Annotated in this window: 20 protein-coding genes and 1 tRNA gene; 13 read left to right on the plus strand and 8 right to left on the minus strand. The window is 71.4% G+C overall.

Annotated features, from left to right (window positions below; translation table 11 throughout):
• Positions 1-41: 41 nt before the first annotated feature.
• Complete coding sequence (locus tag QSJ60_RS07460; protein ID WP_285463175.1) at positions 42-524, minus strand: hypothetical protein; 483 nt, start codon at positions 522-524, stop codon at positions 42-44.
• Positions 525-684: 160 nt separating this feature from the next.
• Here QSJ60_RS07460 and QSJ60_RS07465 point away from each other — a divergent pair, with 160 nt between their 5' ends.
• From QSJ60_RS07465 to QSJ60_RS07485, 5 genes are all read left to right on the plus strand, one after another.
• Positions 685-1,167, plus strand: a complete 483-nt coding sequence (locus QSJ60_RS07465) for a CarD family transcriptional regulator (protein WP_189083844.1) — start codon at positions 685-687, stop codon at positions 1,165-1,167.
• Between the two features lie 67 nt (positions 1,168-1,234).
• Entirely contained in the window at positions 1,235-2,503 is a 1,269-nt protein-coding gene (gene ispD / locus QSJ60_RS07470) for a 2-C-methyl-D-erythritol 4-phosphate cytidylyltransferase (protein ID WP_285463176.1), read from the plus strand.
• A 54-nt stretch (positions 2,504-2,557) separates the two neighbouring features.
• On the plus strand, positions 2,558-3,988 hold the full coding sequence (gene cysS, locus QSJ60_RS07475) for a cysteine--tRNA ligase (RefSeq protein WP_285463177.1): 1,431 nt from the start codon (positions 2,558-2,560) through the stop codon (positions 3,986-3,988).
• Entirely contained in the window at positions 3,985-5,037 is a 1,053-nt protein-coding gene (gene rlmB / locus QSJ60_RS07480) for a 23S rRNA (guanosine(2251)-2'-O)-methyltransferase RlmB (protein ID WP_285463178.1), read from the plus strand. Before cysS ends, rlmB begins: the two co-directional genes overlap by 4 nt.
• Before the next feature lie 68 nt (positions 5,038-5,105).
• Positions 5,106-5,588 (plus strand): pyridoxamine 5'-phosphate oxidase family protein, encoded by a 483-nt coding sequence (locus QSJ60_RS07485; protein WP_285463179.1) that lies wholly within the window; start codon positions 5,106-5,108, stop codon positions 5,586-5,588.
• Between the two features lie 24 nt (positions 5,589-5,612).
• On the opposite strand, the gene QSJ60_RS07490 is transcribed toward QSJ60_RS07485, so the two are convergent.
• Together QSJ60_RS07490 and QSJ60_RS07495 are read right to left on the minus strand one after the other, a co-directional pair.
• The gene (locus tag QSJ60_RS07490) at positions 5,613-6,929 is read right to left on the minus strand and encodes a DUF4032 domain-containing protein (RefSeq protein WP_189083849.1); all 1,317 of its coding nucleotides are present in this window, start codon (positions 6,927-6,929) and stop codon (positions 5,613-5,615) included.
• A 106-nt stretch (positions 6,930-7,035) separates the two neighbouring features.
• Positions 7,036-8,136: an ABC transporter ATP-binding protein gene (locus tag QSJ60_RS07495; RefSeq protein ID WP_230764971.1), complete on the minus strand. Its 1,101-nt coding sequence runs from the start codon at positions 8,134-8,136 to the stop codon at positions 7,036-7,038.
• A 246-nt stretch (positions 8,137-8,382) separates the two neighbouring features.
• On the opposite strand from QSJ60_RS07495, the gene QSJ60_RS07500 reads away from it, so the two are divergent.
• The 4 genes from QSJ60_RS07500 to QSJ60_RS07515 all read left to right on the plus strand — a co-directional run bounded on the left by QSJ60_RS07500 (position 8,383) and on the right by QSJ60_RS07515 (position 11,074).
• The gene (locus tag QSJ60_RS07500) at positions 8,383-9,318 is read left to right on the plus strand and encodes a DsbA family protein (protein WP_230764973.1); all 936 of its coding nucleotides are present in this window, start codon (positions 8,383-8,385) and stop codon (positions 9,316-9,318) included.
• Positions 9,319-9,446: 128 nt separating this feature from the next.
• Positions 9,447-9,519: transfer RNA gene (locus QSJ60_RS07505), tRNA-Thr, on the plus strand.
• 181 nt (positions 9,520-9,700) lie between these two features.
• Positions 9,701-9,910 carry a hypothetical protein gene (locus QSJ60_RS07510; protein WP_285463180.1) on the plus strand — a complete coding sequence of 70 codons (210 nt, stop codon included), beginning with the start codon at positions 9,701-9,703 and terminating at the stop codon, positions 9,908-9,910.
• A 132-nt stretch (positions 9,911-10,042) separates the two neighbouring features.
• Positions 10,043-11,074, plus strand: coding sequence for a DMT family transporter (locus QSJ60_RS07515; RefSeq protein WP_285463181.1), 1,032 nt, complete (start codon positions 10,043-10,045; stop codon positions 11,072-11,074).
• Between the two features lie 4 nt (positions 11,075-11,078).
• Here the strand turns inward: QSJ60_RS07515 and QSJ60_RS07520 are convergent, their stop codons facing one another.
• On the minus strand, positions 11,079-11,627 hold the full coding sequence (locus QSJ60_RS07520) for a nitroreductase family protein (RefSeq protein ID WP_285463182.1): 549 nt from the start codon (positions 11,625-11,627) through the stop codon (positions 11,079-11,081).
• Positions 11,628-11,629: 2 nt separating this feature from the next.
• A complete protein-coding gene (gene msrB / locus QSJ60_RS07525) occupies positions 11,630-12,031 on the minus strand; it encodes a peptide-methionine (R)-S-oxide reductase MsrB (protein ID WP_189083854.1) in 402 nt (133 codons plus the stop codon).
• A gap of 269 nt (positions 12,032-12,300) precedes the next feature.
• Between msrB and QSJ60_RS07530 the strand changes: the two genes are divergently transcribed.
• The 4 genes from QSJ60_RS07530 to groL all read left to right on the plus strand — a co-directional run bounded on the left by QSJ60_RS07530 (position 12,301) and on the right by groL (position 15,360).
• Positions 12,301-12,591, plus strand: coding sequence for a DUF3263 domain-containing protein (locus QSJ60_RS07530; protein WP_189083855.1), 291 nt, complete (start codon positions 12,301-12,303; stop codon positions 12,589-12,591).
• A 28-nt stretch (positions 12,592-12,619) separates the two neighbouring features.
• The gene (locus tag QSJ60_RS07535; RefSeq protein ID WP_189083856.1) at positions 12,620-13,165 is read left to right on the plus strand and encodes a LytR C-terminal domain-containing protein; all 546 of its coding nucleotides are present in this window, start codon (positions 12,620-12,622) and stop codon (positions 13,163-13,165) included.
• A gap of 179 nt (positions 13,166-13,344) precedes the next feature.
• Positions 13,345-13,548, plus strand: coding sequence for a cold-shock protein (locus QSJ60_RS07540; RefSeq protein ID WP_189083857.1), 204 nt, complete (start codon positions 13,345-13,347; stop codon positions 13,546-13,548).
• Between the two features lie 192 nt (positions 13,549-13,740).
• Positions 13,741-15,360 carry a chaperonin GroEL gene (gene groL, locus QSJ60_RS07545; protein ID WP_189083858.1) on the plus strand — a complete coding sequence of 540 codons (1,620 nt, stop codon included), beginning with the start codon at positions 13,741-13,743 and terminating at the stop codon, positions 15,358-15,360.
• 151 nt (positions 15,361-15,511) lie between these two features.
• On the opposite strand, the gene QSJ60_RS07550 is transcribed toward groL, so the two are convergent.
• The 3 genes from QSJ60_RS07550 to QSJ60_RS07560 form a co-directional block, all read right to left on the minus strand.
• Positions 15,512-15,802: a WXG100 family type VII secretion target gene (locus QSJ60_RS07550; protein WP_189083859.1), complete on the minus strand. Its 291-nt coding sequence runs from the start codon at positions 15,800-15,802 to the stop codon at positions 15,512-15,514.
• A gap of 217 nt (positions 15,803-16,019) precedes the next feature.
• Positions 16,020-17,804, minus strand: coding sequence for a sensor histidine kinase (locus tag QSJ60_RS07555; RefSeq protein ID WP_189083860.1), 1,785 nt, complete (start codon positions 17,802-17,804; stop codon positions 16,020-16,022).
• A gap of 41 nt (positions 17,805-17,845) precedes the next feature.
• The gene (locus tag QSJ60_RS07560; RefSeq protein ID WP_022894322.1) at positions 17,846-18,538 is read right to left on the minus strand and encodes a response regulator transcription factor; all 693 of its coding nucleotides are present in this window, start codon (positions 18,536-18,538) and stop codon (positions 17,846-17,848) included.
• Positions 18,539-18,620 lie beyond the last annotated feature (82 nt).

The following is an 18,620-nucleotide window of genomic DNA, read 5'->3' on the forward strand; positions in this document are numbered from 1 at the left end:
GCTCGTGCGAGCGGCGACCCGGGGTCTCGTGCGCGGGTGCCTTACGGCACGAGCGACTTGTACTCCGCGAGGGCGCCGTCGAGGACGGGGACGTTGATCTCCTGGCCCTCGGCGCCGCTGTACTGGAAGAACATCGGCATGAGCGAGCCGGGGATCGAGTCGATGCCCTCGAGCAGCACGGGCTCCTGCACCTCGAGGCCCTCGACGTCGTCGACGCCGAACGCGACGGTGCTGCCGGCGGCGATCGTGATCGGCTCGGTGACGGTGCTGCCGTCGCCGAACTCGACGTTCAGCGAGGCGTCCTTGTCGCCGCGGTTCACGACCGTCATCACGAGGTTGCCCTGCTCGCCGTCGTCGCTCACGACGAGGACGTTGCGGAGGTCGAGCTGGCCGACGTTGACGGAGACGCCGTCGCTCGCGTCGTAGTGCTCGGTGGTCGCCTGGTAGGTGATCATCGAGCAACCGCTGGCGCCGATGACGATACCGAGAGCGAGAGCGGCGGATGCCGCGAGACGCGCCTTCACAGAACCTCCAAGTCCGAAGCCGTGCGCGCGGATCGGCCGTCGCGCACGCGTGGGAATCGTGTCGAGCATAGCCTACGGAGGTGCATGCCCGTGGAGGGCCGCATACCTTAGCACGATCCCAGATGTGATATCCTGAAAGTTGCCGAAAGGACTATCATTCATGCTTTTTGAGGTTGGCGAGACCGTCGTTTACCCGCACCACGGCGCTGCAACGATCACCGAGGTGAAGAAACGGATCATCAAGGGCGAAGAGAAGCTCTACCTCAAGCTGAACGTCACGCAGGGCGACCTCGTCATCGAGGTCCCCGCCGAGAACGTCGATCTGGTCGGTGTCCGCGACGTCATCGGTAAGGAGGGCCTCGACCGCGTGTTCGAGGTGCTGCGCGCGCCGTTCACCGAGGAGCCGACCAACTGGTCGCGCCGCTACAAGGCGAACCTCGAGAAGCTCGCCTCGGGCGACGTGATCAAGGTGTCCGAGGTCGTGCGCGACCTGTGGCGCCGCGACCAGGACCGCGGCCTCTCGGCCGGCGAGAAGCGCATGCTCGCGAAGGCCCGGCAGATCCTCATCTCGGAGCTCGCGCTCGCCGAGAAGACCGACGAGGAGCAGGCCTCGGTCGTGCTCGACGAGGTGCTCGCCTCCTGAGCCGCGGTCGCGCCCGGCGCCGGACGCCCGCCGTCCCGGTGACCGGCCCTGGCGGTACGCTCGGAGGGTGAGCACCCCCTCCGTCGCCGTCATCGTCGTCGCCGCGGGCAGCGGCACCCGGCTCGGCCGGCCCGAGCCGAAGGCCTTCGTGCCCCTCGGCGACGGTACCCTGCTCTCGCACGCCGTGCGCGGCGTGCTCCGCATGCGTGAGCCCGTGCAGCTCGTGGTCGTGGTCCCGGCCGAGCGCGTCGACCAGACGCGCGCCGAGCTGCAGGAGGGCGCGGATGCCTCGGCCGAGCTCGTCGTCGTCGCCGGCGGCGAACTCCGGCAGGACTCCGTCGCCGCGGGGCTCGCCCAGCTCGCCCCCGAGATCGGCATCGTGCTCGTGCACGACGCGGCGCGGGCGCTCACCCCCGCCCTGCTCTTCGACGAGGTCGCCGCCGCGGTCCGCACCCGGGGCCACGGCGTCGTGCCGGGGCTCCCGGTCGTCGACACCGTGAAGCGCGTCGCCGACGGCCGGGTCGTCGAGACCGTCGATCGCGCCGAGCTCGCAGCGGTGCAGACCCCCCAGGGCTTCCCGCGCGGTGCGCTCGAGCGCGCCTACCGCCTCGCCGGCGGCGAGTTCACCGACGACGCCGCACTCGCCGCCGCGGCGGGCGTGCAGGTCGACGTCGTACCCGGCGATGTACGGGCGTTCAAGATCACGGTGCCCGCCGACCTGCGCCGGGCCGAGCAGCTCGTCGCGGAGGCCGGCGCGGGAGCCGAGGCATCCGCTCGTGAGGGGGTCTCCGCCGTCCAGCGGCACGCCGACGACGCCGAACCGTCGATCCTCCCGCCCGAGCCCGTCGCGGAGCCGCGCGTCCTCGTGCCCCGCGTCGGCACGGGCGTCGACGTGCACGCCTTCGCCGACGACGACACGCCTCTCTGGCTCGCCGGGCTCGAGTGGCCGGGGGAGCGCGGCCTGGCCGGCCACAGCGACGGCGACGCCGCGAGCCACGCGATCTGCGACGCGCTGCTCGCCGCGGCCGGACTCGGCGACGTCGGCCGCATCTTCGGCACCGCCGACCCCGAGCTCGACGGTGCGCACGGCGAGGTGTTCCTCCGCGAGACGGTGCGGCGGGTCCGTGAAGCGGGCTTCATCGTCGGCAATGTGAGCGTGCAGCTCGTCGGCAACCGGCCGAAGCTCGCGCCCCGCCGCGAGGAGGCCGAGGCGCTCCTCAGCCGCTTCGTGGGGGCCCCAGTCAGCGTCTCCGCGACGACGAGCGACGGCCTCGGCTTCACCGGCCGTGGCGAGGGCGTCGCCGCGATCGCGACCGCGCTGCTGCTGCCGGCCTGAACTCCCGGGCGGCCCGCCCAGGTCCACGCGCCCGCCCGCCGGTAGGCTGGAGCGGTGACGCTCAGACTCTACGACACGAAGGCCCAGGCGCTGCGCGACTTCGTCCCCCTCCACGAGGGACGCGTCGGCATGTACGTGTGCGGCCCCACGGTGCAGTCGAGCCCGCACATCGGCCACCTCCGCAGCGCGCTCGTCTACGACCAGCTGCGCCGCTGGTTCGCCTACCGCGGCTTCGACGTGACCTTCGTGCGCAACGTCACCGACATCGACGACAAGATCCTCGACGCTGCCCACCGCGAGGGCCAGGGCGGGGCCGGCGAGCAGTGGTGGGCGCTCGCGTACCGCATCGAGCTCGAGTTCACCGCGGGCTACGCCGCGCTCGGCATCCTGCCGCCGAGCTACGAGCCGCGCGCCACCGCGAGCGTGCAGCAGATGCAGCAGCTCATCGCCCGGCTGATCGAGCGCGGCCACGCCTACCCGGCCGCCGGCGGCTCGGGCGACGTCTACTTCGACACCGCGAGCTGGGCCGACTACGGCTCGCTCACCCGGCAGTCGCGCGAGCACATGGAGGCGGCGGCCGACGCCGACCCCCGGGGCAAGCGCGACCCGCGCGACTTCGCCCTCTGGAAGGGGCGCAAGGCCGACGAGCCCGACTCGGCGGCGTGGGCCTCGCCCTGGGGGGAGGGGCGCCCCGGCTGGCACATCGAGTGCTCGGCGATGGCGGCACGTTACCTCGGCCCCGAATTCGACGTCCACGGCGGCGGGCTCGACTTGCGCTTCCCGCACCACGAGAACGAGCTCGCCCAGTCGACCGCGGCGGGCGAGGGCTTCGCCCGCTACTGGGTGCACAACGGCCTCGTGAACATCGGCGGGCAGAAGATGTCGAAGTCGCTCGGCAACTCGGTCTACGCGGCCGAGCTGCTCGCGCTCGCCTCCCCGCTCGCGGTCCGGTACCTGCTCGGTCAGGCGCACTACCGCTCGACGCTCGATTACAGCCCGGAGTCGCTCACCGTCGCCGAGGCGGCGGTCGACCGCATCCGCACCTTCCTCAGCCGGGTCGAGCGCCGTCTCGCCGGCACGCGCTTCGCCGGGGTCGGTGCGCCCGTCGTGCCGGAGGCCTTCGCCGAGGCGATGGACGACGACCTCGGCGTGCCCCAGGCGCTCGCCGTGCTGCACGACACCGTCCGCGCGGGCAACAACGCCCTCGACGCCGAAGAGCTGCATGAGGCGGGCGTCGCGCACGGGCAGGTCGCCGCCATGGTGCAGGTGCTCGGCATCGATCCGCGCGACCCGCACTGGGCGAGCGGCGACGCCGGGCCGGCGGCGACCGCGCTCGGCGTGCTCGTCGAACGCCTGCTCGACGACCGCCGCGCCGCGCGCGACGCGAAGGACTGGGCGGCCGCCGACCGTATCCGCACCGAGCTCGCCGAGGCGGGCATCACCATCGAAGACAGTCAGACCTCGACCCATTGGAGCCTCTCATGAAGGGCAGCAGCGGAAAGCCGCGCGCCGGAGCCGTCCGCAAGGCCGCGCACTCGAAGCAGGTCGGCACCGGCGGACACGGGCGCAAGGCGCTCGAGGGCAAGGGCCCCACGCCGAAGGCCGAAGACCGGAGCTGGCACGTCGCCGGCAAGCGCAAGGCCGCCCAGGAGCGGTACGAGGCCGCCGGCGGCAAGGGCCGTGCCGGCGGCAAGGGCCGTGCCGGCGGGAAGGGCCGCTCGCAGCGGCCGGGCGCCCCGCGCGGCGCCTCGGGCGCCTCGCAGCGCTCCCGCTCGGGTGACGAGTCCGAGATCGTGACGGGCCGCAACGCGGTCGTCGAGGCGCTCCGCACGAAGGTGCCCGCCACGACGCTCTACCTCGCGCAGCGCGTCGAGATGGACGACCGGGTGCGCGAATCGCTCAAGATGGCGACGAACCGCGGCATCCCGGTGCTCGAGGTCACCCGCCCCGAGCTCGACCGCCTCGCCGGCGACGGGGGCGTGCACCAGGGCATCGCGCTGAAGGTGCCGGCGTACGAGTACGCCCACCCCATCGAGCTGCTCGACGAGGTGCTCGCCGGCGACGAGACGCCGCTCTTCGTCGCCCTCGACGGCATCACCGACCCGCGCAACCTCGGGGCGATCATCCGCTCGACCGCCGCGTTCGGCGGCCAGGGCGTCATCGTCCCGCAGCGCCGCTCGGTCGGCGTCACCGCGGCCGCCTGGAAGACCTCGGCCGGCGCCGCCGCGCGCATCCCCGTCGCGATGGCGCCCAACCTCACCCAGACGCTGAAGGCCCTGAAGGAGCGCGGCGTATTCGTGCTGGGCCTCGACGGCGACGGCGACGTGTCGCTGCCCGGTCTCGAGTTCGCCGACCGCCCGGTCGCGATCGTCGTCGGCTCGGAGGGCAAGGGGCTCTCGCGGCTCGTCACCGAGACCTGCGACGCGATCGTCTCGATCCCGATCAGCGCCGCCACGGAGTCGCTCAACGCCGGTATCGCCGTCTCGGTCGCGCTCTACGAGGTCGCCCGGCTCCGCGCCGCCGAGTCGGCCTAGGGTCGCGCGCGGCCGAGCGGCTGTCAAGGGGGCGGCGCGGCAGCGTCGCGCTCCGTAGCGTCGAGGGCATGGAACAGGACGCATACGACCGAATCTCCGAGCTCGTGCACGCCGCCGACGTGGCGATGCTCACCACCGTCGGCGAGGGCGGGGCGTTGCACGCGCGGCCGCTCGCGGCGCTGCAGGAACGCTTCGACGGCACGCTCCGCTTCCTCGTCGAGGACCCGAGCCCGAAGCTCGAGGAGCTCCGCGAGCACCCGCGGGTGAACGTCGCGTACTCGTCGAAGCGCGGCTACCTCTCCATGGCCGGCGTCGCGCGCGTGGTCGAGGGCGAGGAGGGCGCCGTCGACGAGCTCTGGGGGCCCGCCGCCGAGGCCTGGTTCCCCGGCGGCCGGGAGGATCCGGAGCTCGTCGTGCTCGAGGTGCTGCCCGAGAGCGCCGAGTACTGGGCGCTGACGGAGCCGGGCGTCGTCGCGGCGGCGAAGGCCGTCAAGGCCTTCTTCACGAAGGAGCAGCCCGACGTCGGCGAGAACCGCGTCGTCGAGCTGTGAGGCCCGTCGGGCGGGCCGCCCGGATCAGACGTTGAGCCGCCAGTCGCGCTCGTCGTCCGGGTCGACGGCGGCGATGGATGCCGTGTCCGGCACGACCTCGATCGCGGCCGTGAAGGCGTCGGTGGGCGGCCCGATCACGGTCGCCTCGTCGCGACGGTGGCGCAGCACGGTGTTGATGTAGCTCGTCACGGCTTCGGCGAGCGGGATGTCGTGGCCCGCCCGCTGCGCCATGAACCAGCGGTGCTCGAGCAGCTGGTGGAAGACCTCGGCCGGCTCGAGCTTGCCGCGCAGCTCGCTCGGGATGGCCCGGACGACGGGCTCGAACACCCGCATCAGCCACTCGTGCGCGACCATCTCCTCGTCGAGCTCGGTCTTGCCGTAGCTCGCGCGGTAGGAGTCGAGGTCGTTCAGGAGCCGGCGCGCCTGGTTCTCGCCCGTGTCGAGGCCGGTGAGGCGCAGCAGCCGGCGCTGGTGGTGGCCCGCGTCGACGACCTTCGGCTGAATTCGCACGGTCGTGCCGGTCTCGTCGGTCTTGATCGCGAGCTCCTCGATGTCGAAGCCGAGGGCGTTCAGGCGCTGCACGCGCTCGTTGATGCGCCAGCGCTCCGCCGCCTCGAAGGATTCGGAGCCCGTGAGCTCGGTCCAGAGGGCGCGGTACGCGTCGACGATGCCGTTCGAGATGCGCACCGGGTCGAGCTCGTCGGCGACCCGGCCGCCCGCCTCGAGGTCGAGCAGCTCGCCCGCGATGTTGACCCGGGCGATCTCGAGGTCGTTCTCGCGCTGCCCGTTGGACAGCCCGCCCTCGTAGAGCTTGCCGGTCTCGGCATCGACGAGGTACGCGGCGAACGCGCCCGCGTCACGCCGGAACAGCGTGTTGGAGAGCGAGACGTCCCCCCAGAAGAAGCCGACGATGTGCAGCCGCACGAGCAGCACGGCCAGGGCGTCGACGAGCCGCGTCGCGGTGTCCGGGCGGAGGGTCTGCGAGAACAGCGCCCGATAGGGGAGCGAGAAGCGCAGATGCCGGGTGACGAGCACCGGCTTCAACTCCTCGCCCTCGGCATCCGTGCGGTTGGTGATGACCGCGACCGGCTCGACGCAGGGGATCTCGAGTCGCTGCAGCGTGCGCAGCATCTCGTACTCGCCCTTCGCCATCTCGGCGGTGGTCTCCTTGATCGCGACGATGTGCTCCCCGAGGTGCGCGAAGCGCACGAGGTGGCGCGAGATGCCCTTCGGGAGCGCCGCGATGGTGTCGCTCGGCCAGGACTCGAGCGGGAGGTCCCACGGCAGGTCGAGCAGGGCCGGGTCAGCCATCGCCGAGGTGATCGAGAGGGAGCCGCTCATGAGCCCATCCTTCCAGGTGCACGCCGTCACCGGCCGATGAGGCCCGGAAACGGCGGATGCCGGTCGGGATCGCTCCCGACCGGCATCCGGTGTTCGTGGGTCGGGCTCAGCCGGCCACGACGCGCGAGCCGAGGCGCTCGCCCGACTCGGCGTCGAAGACGTGCACGTGGTGCGGCGTCGGCGTGAGGTAGACGGTGTCCCCGGCGAAGGGGTGGGCGCGGCCGTCGACGCGGGCGACGATGTCGGTGCGCTTGCCCTCGATCTCCGAGTGGCCGTACAGGTAGCCGTCGGCGCCGAGCTCCTCGACGAGGTCGACCTTCACCTCGAGGCCCTCGCCGGCGGTCGTCGAGACCTGGATGTCCTCGGGGCGCACGCCGATCGTGACCTGCGAGCCGGTCGCGTTCGCCAGCGTCTCGCGCTCGACCGGCACGACGGCCGTGCCGAAGCGGATGCCGCCGTCGGCGATGTCGGCGTGGAAGAGGTTCATCGCCGGCGAGCCGATGAAGCCCGCGACGAAGACGTTCGCCGGCTTCTCGTAGAGGTCGCGCGGGGTGCCGACCTGCTGGAGCAGGCCGTCCTTCAGCACGGCGATGCGGTCGCCCATGGTGAGCGCCTCGGTCTGGTCGTGGGTGACGTAGACCGTGGTGACGCCGAGGCGGCGCTGCAGCGAGGCGATCTGGGTACGGGTCTGCACGCGGAGCTTGGCGTCGAGGTTCGACAGCGGCTCGTCCATGAGGAACACCTGCGGCTGGCGCACGATCGCGCGGCCCATGGCGACGCGCTGACGCTGACCGCCCGAGAGCGCCTTCGGCTTGCGGCTGAGGTAAGGCTCGAGGTCGAGGAGCTTGGCGGCCTCGAGGACGCGCGCGGCGCGCTCCTCCTTGCCGACGCCGGCGATCTTCAGAGCGAAGCCCATGTTCTCAGCGACGGTCATGTGCGGGTAGAGCGCGTAGTTCTGGAAGACCATGGCGATGTCGCGGTCCTTCGGCGGCACGTCGGTGACGTTGCGGTCGCCGATGAAGATGTTGCCGTCGTTGACCTCTTCGAGGCCGGCGAGCATGCGCAGCGAGGTGGACTTTCCGCAGCCGGACGGGCCGACGAGGACGAGGAACTCGCCGTCGGCGATCTCGAGGTCGAGCTTGTCGACGGCCGGGCGGGTGCCGCCGGGGTACAGGCGGGTGGCCTGGTCGAACGTGACAGATGCCATGATGGTTCTCCTTCACCGGCAGGTACGTGCCGGACGATCCGTAGTGATGGAAGCGCGTCGACGATGACGCCCGCTCAGTATCGCACACCGTCGAGGGGGTGCCGTCCGGCCCCCGAGCGGGGGCGTCCCGTCGGGCTCTGCGCGCGTCCAGCCGCCGTGTGGGTGATTCCCAGGCACCGTTCCTACTATCGTGGGTGCGTTCGCATGCAGACGTGCGCCCCCCACAGCGACCCGGAGTGACCATCGATGAGCAACGGCGGATCGAATCAGCCTCGCCCCAGCAAGAATGACCGCCGAGAGGCGGCTCGCGAGAAGGCCCGGGCCCTCCGCGAGGAGCAGAAGAAGCGGGAACGCCGAAACAAGATCCTGCTCCAGGGCGGCATCATCGTCGCCGTCGTCGCCATCGCGGCGCTCATCGGCGGGATGATCTTCAACAGCGTGAAGCCGGCGGGTCCCGGCCCGCGCAACATGGCGAGCGACGGCATCGTCTTCACGGGCAGCGACGGCACCCTGACGCCGAGCGAGACGCCGGCGACCCCCGCCGGTGGCAAGCCCACGCCGACGAAACAGGACGACTCTGGCGAGGTCGCGAACATCGTGACCTACATCGACTACCTCTGCCCCTACTGCGGCCAGTTCGAGCAGACGAACCGCGAGGCGATCAAGACGATGGTGGAGCAGGGCGCCGCCACGCTCGAGGTGCACCCGATCGCGATCCTCACGAACCGCTCGGCGGGCACCCAGTACTCGCTCCGCGCCGCGAACGCGGCCGCCTGCGTCGCGGACCTCTCGCCCGAGAACTTCCTCGACTTCAACGACGCGCTCTTCGACAACCAGCCCGCCGAGGGCTCGACCGGCCTGAGCAACGACGACATCAAGAAGCTGGCCGAGCAGGCAGGCGTCGGCTCGCTGTCCAAGGTCGAGAAATGCATCGACGACGTGCAGTTCAAGAGCTGGGTGCAGGACGCCACGAACCGCGCGCTGAGCGGCCCGCTGCCGAACACCACCGAGGTCGAGTCCGTGAAGGGCACCCCGACGGTGCTCGTGAACGGCAAGCAGTACACGGGCTCGCTCTCGGAGCCGACCGAGTTCCAGGCCTTCGTCACGCAGGCGGCGAGCCAGAGCTTCACGAACTCGACGCCGAGCCCCAGCGAGACGCCCACCCCGACGCCCGCGCAGTAGCGCCCGCGTCGAGGCATCCGCCTTCGAACGGCCCGTCCCCGCACTTCGCGGAGGCGGGCCGTTCGGCGTCCGAGCCCGGCGCGGGCGCCGACGAGGCCCGCCGCTAGGATGGGCATGGTCACCCGCACGCCGGCTTGGCGCAATTGGTAGCGCACCGTACTTGTAATACGGGGGTTGCAGGTTCAAGTCCTGTAGCCGGCACTGGAACGGCCCGGAGCAGGCGTCCCGCCGCCTCCGGGCGGTCGTTCGACGCGTTCTGCGCCCTGACGTCTTCCTGCGTGTCCGCCCTGAAGTATTGCGTCACTTACGGCGCCGAAACCTCAGTCGATGCAGACTGGATCGTCCCTGATCCGGTTTCTCCCCCGAGAGAGCGATTCGCCCGATGTCACAGCACCGTCCCTATCTCGTCCATGCCTGGCCGGAACATCGCTGGTGGGTGGTCTCCGTGCCGGACCTCGACGCGTTCGCGCAGGTGCAGCGCCGCGAGGAGCTCGAGATCGCGGCGAGCGAGCTGATCGCCGAGTGGGCGCCGCGTTCACGGCAGAACGCCGAGTACACCCTCGAGGTGCTGGACGGTCCGCCCGGCGGATGAGCAGCTCATCCAGGTGGATCGGCCGAGGCGCAACCGGGGGCTAGGCTCGTTCTGGTTTCGGCTTCCTCGTTCCCGTGCGCCGGGATCAGCGGGAATCTGCGGGTACTCGACGGGCAAGGAAAGGGCGGGCACGTGGCCTCCAGCGACCGTTCTCAGCCCGAGGCCGCCGATCTCCCGGCCCGCCCAGCCGCCCACCCGCACCTCGAGCGCGGCCAGCTTCCGGTGATCCTCGCGCTCGTCATCGCGGTCGCCGCGGGCGCGCTCACCGCGGTGCAATCGCGCATCAACGGCGAGTTCGCCCGCGTGGTCGGCGACCCGTACACGGCCGCGGCGATCTCGTTCGGCAGCGGGTTGCTGATCCTCTCCCTCGCGATGTGCGTCTGGAAACCGGGTCGGGTCGGCCTCGGCCGGGTCCGCGAGGCGCTCTCCGATCGGCGGCTCGCCTGGTGGATGCTGCTCGGCGGGCTCGCCGGCGCGTGGTTCGTGACGACCCAGGGGCTCTCCGCTGCGACGCTCGGCGTGGCGCTGTTCACCGTCGCGATCGTCGCGGGGCAGACGGTCGGAGGCATCCTCTTCGACCTCATCGGGCTGGGACCCGGCGGCCGTCGTCGGCTGACGCCCACCCGCGTGCTCGGCGCCGTCCTCGCGCTCGGGGCGATCGCCTGGGCCGTCTCCGCCCAGCTCGCGCACGACGTGCCGCTGCTGCTGATGCTGCTGCCGTTCACCGCCGGCGTCGGCGTCGGCTGGCAGCAGGCGGTCAACGGGCGCGTCAAGCAGGCCGCGGGGAGCGCCCTGACGGCCACGTTCGGCAACTTCCTCGGCGGAACGATCGCGCTCGTCGTCGCGGCGCTCGTGCACGGCGCCGTCGCCGGGTTCCCGGCGCTCCCCGGCACGTGGTGGCTCTACCTCGGCGGCGCGCTCGGCTGCGTGTTCATCGCGGCGCAGGCGGCCGTCGTCCGCACGATCGGCGTGCTGCTGCTCGCCCTGTGCGGGGTGGCGGGGCAGCTCGCCGCCGCCCTCGCGCTCGACCTCCTCCTGCCGACCGCGGAGCGCCCCCTGGAGCTCGCCACTGTCGGCGGGACCGTGCTGGCGCTCGTCGCGGTGCTCGTCGCCAGCATCCGCTGGTCGCGGCACGCCCACGCGGCGAAGGACGGCGCTGAGTAGCGGCTCAGCCGCGCGATTCGAACCGTTCGGCGACCCCGGGGTCGCGCCGCTCCGGCCGGGGCTCCTCGGGGCGGCCGCCGACGTACAGCCAGCCGAGCAGCAGCTCGCCGTCGGCGAGCCCGTGGAACTCGGCGACGGCCGTGTCGCGGGTGTAGGGGCCGGAGCGCCACATGACGCCCCAGCCCGCCTCGTCCAGCAGCAGGCTCAGCACATGGGCGACGCCGGAGGCGACGGCCTCCTGCTCCCAGGCGTGCACCTTGAAGTGCGGGCGCGTCGTCGCGACGACCGCGACGAGCAGCGGCGCGCGCAGCGGCTTCGCCGCGACCTTGCCCGGGTCGGCGCCCCGGGCCGCGGCGGCCTCGCCGAGCGCCCGGCCGAGCCCTGCGCGGGCGTCGCCGCGGAGGGCGATCACCCGCCAGGGCGCCAGGGAGCCGTGATCGGCCACGCGGCCTGCGGCCTCGAGCAGTGCGAGCAGTTCGGCGTCGTCGGGCGCGCGCTCGGTCACCTTGGGGGAGGAGCGGCGCCGGAGCGCCGCCTCCCTCGCGGAGCCCACGCTCAGGATTCCGGCGTGAAGTCGAGCGCGATCGAGTTCATGCAGTAGCGATCGCCGGTCGGAGTGCCGAAACCGTCGGGGAAGACGTGCCCGAGGTGGGACCCGCAGCTCGCGCAGCGCACCTCGGTGCGCACCATGCCGAGGCTCGTGTCCTCGATCAGCTCGACCGCCTCCGGGCGGACGGACTCGTAGAAGCTCGGCCATCCGCAGCCGGAGTCGAACTTCGTGCCGCTCTTGAACAGTTCGGCGCCGCACGCCGCGCACTGGTAGACGCCTGCGCGGTGCTCGTCGAGCAGCTCGCCCGTCCACGGGCGCTCGGTCGCCGCCTCGCGCAGCACGGAGTACTGCTCGGCGTCGAGCTCCTGGCGCCACTGCTCGTCGCTCTTGTCGACCCGATAGCTCATTCTCGGAATCCTCTCGATTCGTTCCGCGCCGGGCGGACCCGCGAGCCGGGGGTGGCTCGCGCGATCGCCGCCAGCTCCATCGTGGCAGGCTCGGCGCGCCGGACAAACCCGGCACGGTCATACAACGTGCGGGAGTCCGGGGCTGTTCCCGGCGTTTCGTCGACCGGCGGATGCCGAACACACGCCGCGCGCGCGGCATCCTCCCGGCGGCCCGACCCTAGGATGTGCTTCGAGGCGCGCACCGCGCGGCGAGAGCTGGAGGCGAGACGATGGGCGCAAGCGGCACGACGGGCGCGGACGCCGCGCTCGACGACCGCTCCGTGCGCATCCTCGCCTTCGAGGCGCGGGCCTGGCCGGACGCGGATGCCAAGGGCGAGGCCATCCGCACCGAGCTCGGCCTCAGCGGCGCCAGGTACTACCGGCTGCTCAGCGGCATCATCGAGCAGCCCGCCGCGCTGCGTCACGACCCGCTCCTCGTGAACCGCCTCCTGCGCCTGCGCGACGCCCGCGTCGCCGCCCGGGCGCACCGGACTCCCACGCCCGGCCGGACGCTCGACTGAGCGCGGCCCCGACGAACGAACTGGACCCATGGCGCAGAACTTCCCTCGCGATCGCTTCGACAGTCTGCCGAACGGCATCGACCGCGTCGGCGCGCATCGAGCTCCCTCGCGACGCGGTCGCGCGTGGATCGGCTTCGGGATCGCCGCGCTCGCCACGGTGCTGCTCGTCGCCGGCGGCATCATCTGGCTCATGGTGTTCAACGGGCGGCTGAACTTCGCGGAGCCCTCGACGCCGCCGCAGACCGAGCAGCCCGTGGAGACCGCTCCGCCGACGATCGCCCCCGAGGTGCCGGTGCTCGTGCTGAACGGCACGGACGTGTCCGGGCTCGCGAGCACCGCCTCCGACGTCCTGCAGGGCGCCGGGGTGCCCGTGGCCTCCGCGGCGAACGCGAGCGACAGCAGTTTCCAGACGACGACCGTCTACTACGCGAGCCCCGAGCTCGAGGGCGCCGCGCGTGGCGTGCTCGGCGCGCTCGGGGTGGGCGACGTCGGCCTCGACCCCTCCATCGCGGAGACGGGCGGCACGATCACCGTGGTGCTCGGCGCGGACTACGCGGCCGCGGTCGGCGGGTAGCCGGGATCGGTCGGCAGCTCCCGGGATGCGACGCGGTCTCGCCGCTCGAAGCGGAGAATCGTTGCCATTCCGCGATCTTTTCTCCGCTCCCGGCTCTTGTGCGCCCCGGCGTGCATCTGTGAGCATGCTGAGCCGACGCGCAACTCCGCCGTCGTTCGAATGCAAATCTGGGAGCAAGCATGGCGAACGGGACCGTCAAGTGGTTCAACGCTGAGAAGGGGTACGGCTTCATCACGGTCGACGGGGGTGGGCAGGACGTGTTCGTCCACTACTCCGCGATCGAGATGAGCGGGTACAAGGTACTCGAGGAGGGCCAGCAGGTCGCCTTCGAGCTCGGCACCGGATCGAAGGGGCCGCAGGCCGAATCGGTCCGCGCCGTCTGAATCACGACTGTTCCAGAACGCGCTCCCGGTCGGCGGGGGCGCGTTCTGTCGTGCGCGCCGGCTGAGGGCCGGGCGCGCGTGCCGCTCGCCTTGCACTCTCGAACGCAGAGTGCCAGAATCGTCTTAGCACTCGTTCGTTTCGAGTGCTAACCACCATTCTTTTGACGTCCGTGAAGGGACGAGAGGAAACTCATGGCAAAGATCATCGCTTTCGACGAGGAAGCCCGTCGTGGGCTCGAGCGCGGCCTGAACACGCTCGCCGACGCGGTCAAGGTCACCCTCGGCCCGCGCGGCCGCAACGTGGTCCTCGAGAAGAAGTGGGGCGCCCCCACGATCACGAACGACGGTGTCTCGATCGCCAAGGAGATCGAGCTCGACGACCCGTACGAGAAGATCGGTGCGGAGCTCGTCAAGGAGGTCGCCAAGAAGACCGACGACGTCGCCGGTGACGGCACGACCACCTCGGTCGTCCTCGCCCAGGCGCTCGTGCGCGAGGGCCTCCGCAACGTCGCCGCCGGCGCCGACCCCATCTCGCTGAAGCGCGGCATCGAGAAGGCCGTCTCGGCCGTCTCGGAGGAGCTCCTCGCCGCCGCGAAGGAGATCGAGACCAAGGACGAGATCGCCGCCACCGCGTCGATCTCCGCCGCCGACCCCCAGATCGGTGAGATCATCGCCGAGGCGATCGACAAGGTCGGCAAGGAGGGCGTCGTCACCGTCGAGGAGTCGAACACCTTCGGCACCGAGCTCGAGCTCACCGAGGGCATGCGCTTCGACAAGGGCTACCTGTCGGCGTACTTCGTCACCGACCCCGAGCGCCAGGAAGCGGTCTTCGAGGACCCGTACATCCTCATCGCGAACAGCAAGGTCTCCAACATCAAGGACCTGCTGCCCATCGTCGACAAGGTGATCCAGACCGGCAAGCAGCTGCTCATCATCGCCGAGGACGTCGACGGCGAGGCGCTCGCGACCCTGATCGTCAACAAGGTCCGCGGCATCTTCAAGTCGGTTGCCGTCAAGGCCCCCGGCTTCGGCGACCGGCGCAAGGCCCAGCTGCAGGACATCGCCATCCTCACCGGTGGCCAGGTCATCAGCGAAGAGCTCGGCCTCAAGCTCGAGAACGTCACGCTCGACCTGCTCGGTCAGGCGCGCAAGGTCGTCATCACCAAGGACGAGACGACCATCGTCGAGGGTGCCGGCGACGCCGAGCAGATCGCCGGTCGCGTCGCGCAGATCCGCCAGGAGATCGAGAACACCGACTCCGACTACGACCGCGAGAAGCTCCAGGAGCGCCTCGCCAAGCTCGCCGGCGGCGTCGCCGTCATCAAGGCGGGCGCGGCGACCGAGGTCGAGCTCAAGGAGCGCAAGCACCGCATCGAGGACGCCGTCCGCAACGCGAAGGCCGCCGTCGAGGAGGGCATCGTCGCGGGTGGTGGCGTCGCCCTCATCCAGGCCGGCAAGGCTGCGTTCGAGAAGCTCGAGCTCGTCGGCGACGAGGCGACCGGTGCGAACATCGTCAAGGTCGCGATCGAGGCGCCGCTCAAGCAGATCGCCCTCAACGCGGGCCTCGAGCCGGGCGTCGTGGCGAACAAGGTGTCGGAGCTCCCCGCGGGTCACGGCCTCAACGCCGCGACCGGCGAGTACGGCGACCTGCTCGCCCAGGGCATCATCGACCCCGCCAAGGTGACCCGTTCGGCGCTGCAGAACGCCGCGTCGATCGCCGGCCTCTTCCTCACCACTGAGGCCGTCGTCGCTGACAAGCCCGAGAAGTCGGCCGCTCCGGTCGCCGACCCGACGGGTGGCATGGACTTCTAGTCCGTACGCGGGCGCTCGCCGCGAGCGCACCGCACCGGGGTGCCAGCACCCCGCAGCGCGCGAAGGGCGCCTCCGTTCCGGAGGCGCCCTTCGTCGTTCCCGCTCATCGACTCGGCGGTTCGCTCGCCCGCCCGCTCATCGGCTCGGCGGCTCAGCGCAGGAAGAGCCTCGTGTTGGCCTGTTCGGCTTCGGCGTACGCGGTGCCGGCGAGCGCGAGCGCTTGCCGCAGGGCTCCGAGGTTCGCCTCGACCTGCTGCTGGGTGGCGCGCCAGTCGGCGACCGCACCCTGGAAGGCGGCCGATGCCGCCCCGCTCCAGACCGACTGCAGCCCGGCGAGCTGCCCCATCAGGGCCCCCACCTCGCCCTGCAATCGATCGATCGTGCCCTGCACCACTTGCGTGGCGCCGAGCACCTGGCCGCTGTCGACGGCGTAACTGGTCATCGTGCTCCCTCCGGTCGGGCGTCGTCGGCGAGGATGCCGACGGCGCGTCTGTCGAAGCTAACGGCGCGATTCCGATGTCCGGGCGCCGCTGAGACGAAGGGTGGATGCCCGCGCTGCGACGGGCGCTGGGGAGGAGGAGGCGCGATCCCGAAGGGGGGACCGGCCGGCGGGCGTGGCGGGCCGCCGATGCCGACGGCGTCAGCCGGTGCCGAAGGGATCAGCCGACGTCGACGCGCTGCGGTGCCGCGGCGGAGTCGGCGAGCGGCAGCGAGACGCGGAAGGTGGCCCCGCCACCCGGCGTCTCGACCACATCGACGCTGCCGTTGTGCGCGGCCACGATCGAGGAGACGATCGCGAGGCCGAGGCCCGTGCCGCCCGTCTCGCGTGCACGCGAGGTGTCGGCGCGCCAGAAGCGCTGGAAGATCTTCTCCCGGATCTGCGGCGGAATGCCTTCGCCGTGGTCGACGACCTCGAGCATGGCGCGTTCGGCTGCGGCATCCAGGCTCACCCGGATCTCGATCGGCGAATCGTCGGCCGTGAACCGCATGGCGTTGCCCATCAGGTTCGTGATGACCTGACGCAGCTTGTTCTCCTCGGCCAGCACGATCGCGCGCTGCACCGGCGCGGGAGTGCCGGAGCCCATGGGCACGGGCACGGTCGGTGCGGGATCGACGACCACCTCGCGCTCGGGCGCGGCGGCGTCGAGCTGGCGGCGGCGCTGCGCTTCGCGCGTCTCGCGGGCGGGCTGCTTGGCGGCCGGACGGCGCGGCGGCTGCGAGAGGCGCCGGCCCCGCAGCCGGGCGAGTGTCGCGCCCGCGAAGGCGATGGGGCCGGTGGCCCGCATCGGCGGCGAGTCGAGGTCGACCGCGAGCTCGGTGGGCTCCTCGCCCGGGCCGTCCTCGTTGGCCTCCGGGGCGATGACGGTGACGGTGCGCGCGGGCGCGGCGGCCATGGCGTCGAGCGCGGCGTCGCGGGCCAGCGGGACCAGGTCGACCTCGCTCAGCGTGAGGGGCTTCGCCTCGTCGAGGCGGGCGAGCGCGAGCAGATCCTCGACGAGGAGGCCCATGCGGATGGCCTCCTTCTCGATGCGGTCCATCGCCTGCCCGACGTCCTCGGGGGTCTGCAGCGCACCCATCCGGTAGAGCTCGGCGTAGCCGCGGACGGAGACGAGCGGGGTGCGCAGCTCATGCGAGGCATCCCCGACGAAGCGGCGCATCTGGTCGATCGTGCGGGCCCGGTCGCGGAAGGCGCGGTCGATGCGGTTCAGCATCGTGTTGAGCGAGCGGTTCAAGCGGCCGACCTCGGTGTTCGGGGTCGCGCCGTCGAGCCGCTGGCTGAAGTCGCCGTCGGCGATCGCCGCGGCGGTGCGCTCGACCTCGCGCAGCGGGGTGAACGTCGAGGTCACGAGCATGCGGGTGAGCAGGGCGCCGACGATGACGACGCCGAGGCCGAAGCCGAGGAAGATCGTGAGGTACGCCGCGAGCAGCCGCTCGGTCTCGGCGGTCGAGATCGCGATGACGATCGGCATGAAGCTGCCGTGCGTGTCGATGAGCGCCGTCACCGCGCGGAAGGTCTGATCGCCATGCTGGTCGGGCAGCGGCACCACGACGTAGCCGTTGGCGTTCATCTCGTTGACCTTGGCGATGCTGAGCTGCGAGGGGAACAGCGGCACCTCGTCGCGCGGCCGGCCCTGCCAGTTGTGCGCCAGGAAGTCGCCGGTCTCTGGGTCGTACTTCGCGACGAACACGTCGTCGGACGGCCGCACGTCGAGGCCGTCGGCGCTCGAGTCGCCGTCCTCGCCGTAGAAGTAGCGCGAGACCACGTCGCCGGAGGCGATCGTGCGCAGTCGGCTCTCGAGCTGCTGCTCGGCGTAGCTGCGCAGCATCGCGGCCGTGCCGATGCCGGAGACCAGGAGCCCGAGGGTGAGCATCAGCACCGTCACGCCCGTGATCTTCGTGCGCAGCGAGATGCGGTTCCACCGCTCGAAGATCGTCTGGTTCATGGCACGACGAGCCTACGCCGACCTGCCTGGCCGAGCGCTGATCACGGCTTGGAGCTCTTCAGCATGTAGCCGAAGCCGCGCTTCGTCTGGATCAGCGGTTCGGCCGAGTGCTGGTCGAGCTTGCGGCGCAGGTACGAGATGTAGCTCTCGACGATGCCCGCGTCGCCGTTGAAGTCGTACTCCCAGACGTGGTCGAGGATCTGCGCCTTCGAGAGCACGCGGTTCGGGTTCAGCATGAGGTAGCGCAGCAGCTTGAACTCGGTGGGGGACAGCTCGACCGGCACGTCGCCGACGAGCACCTCGTGCGTGTCCTGGTCCATGGTGAGCTCGCCCGTGCGGATGACCGCGTCCTCCTCGGCGTGCATGGTGCGGCGGAGGATCGCCTTGATGCGGGCCACGATCTCGTCGAGCGAGAACGGCTTGGTCACGTAGTCGTCGCCGCCGACGGTGAGGCCGGTGATCTTGTCCTCCGTGTCGTCCTTCGCGGTGAGGAACAGGATGGGCGCGGTGTAGCCCGCGGAGCGCAGGCGCTTGGTGACGCCGAAGCCGTTCATGTCGGGCAGCATGACGTCGAGGATGATGAGGTCGGGCTCTTCTTCGAGCACGGCGGAGATGGTCTGGGCGCCGTTGCCGACCGCCCGGACGGCGAAGCCGGCGAAGCGCAGGCTCGTGGTCAGCAGGTCGCGGATGTTGGGCTCGTCGTCGACGATGAGAATGCGGGGTCCGTCGCTCATGGCGACATTCTCTTAGCGTTCGCTGGAAGCTGCCTGGGAGTCAGTTGCGCGCCTCACCGGCGCAGAACCGCGACGGCGGCGT

The organism is Agromyces sp. NBRC 114283, from assembly GCF_030268405.1.
Taxonomy (GTDB): Bacteria; Actinomycetota; Actinomycetes; order Actinomycetales; family Microbacteriaceae; genus Agromyces; species Agromyces mediolanus.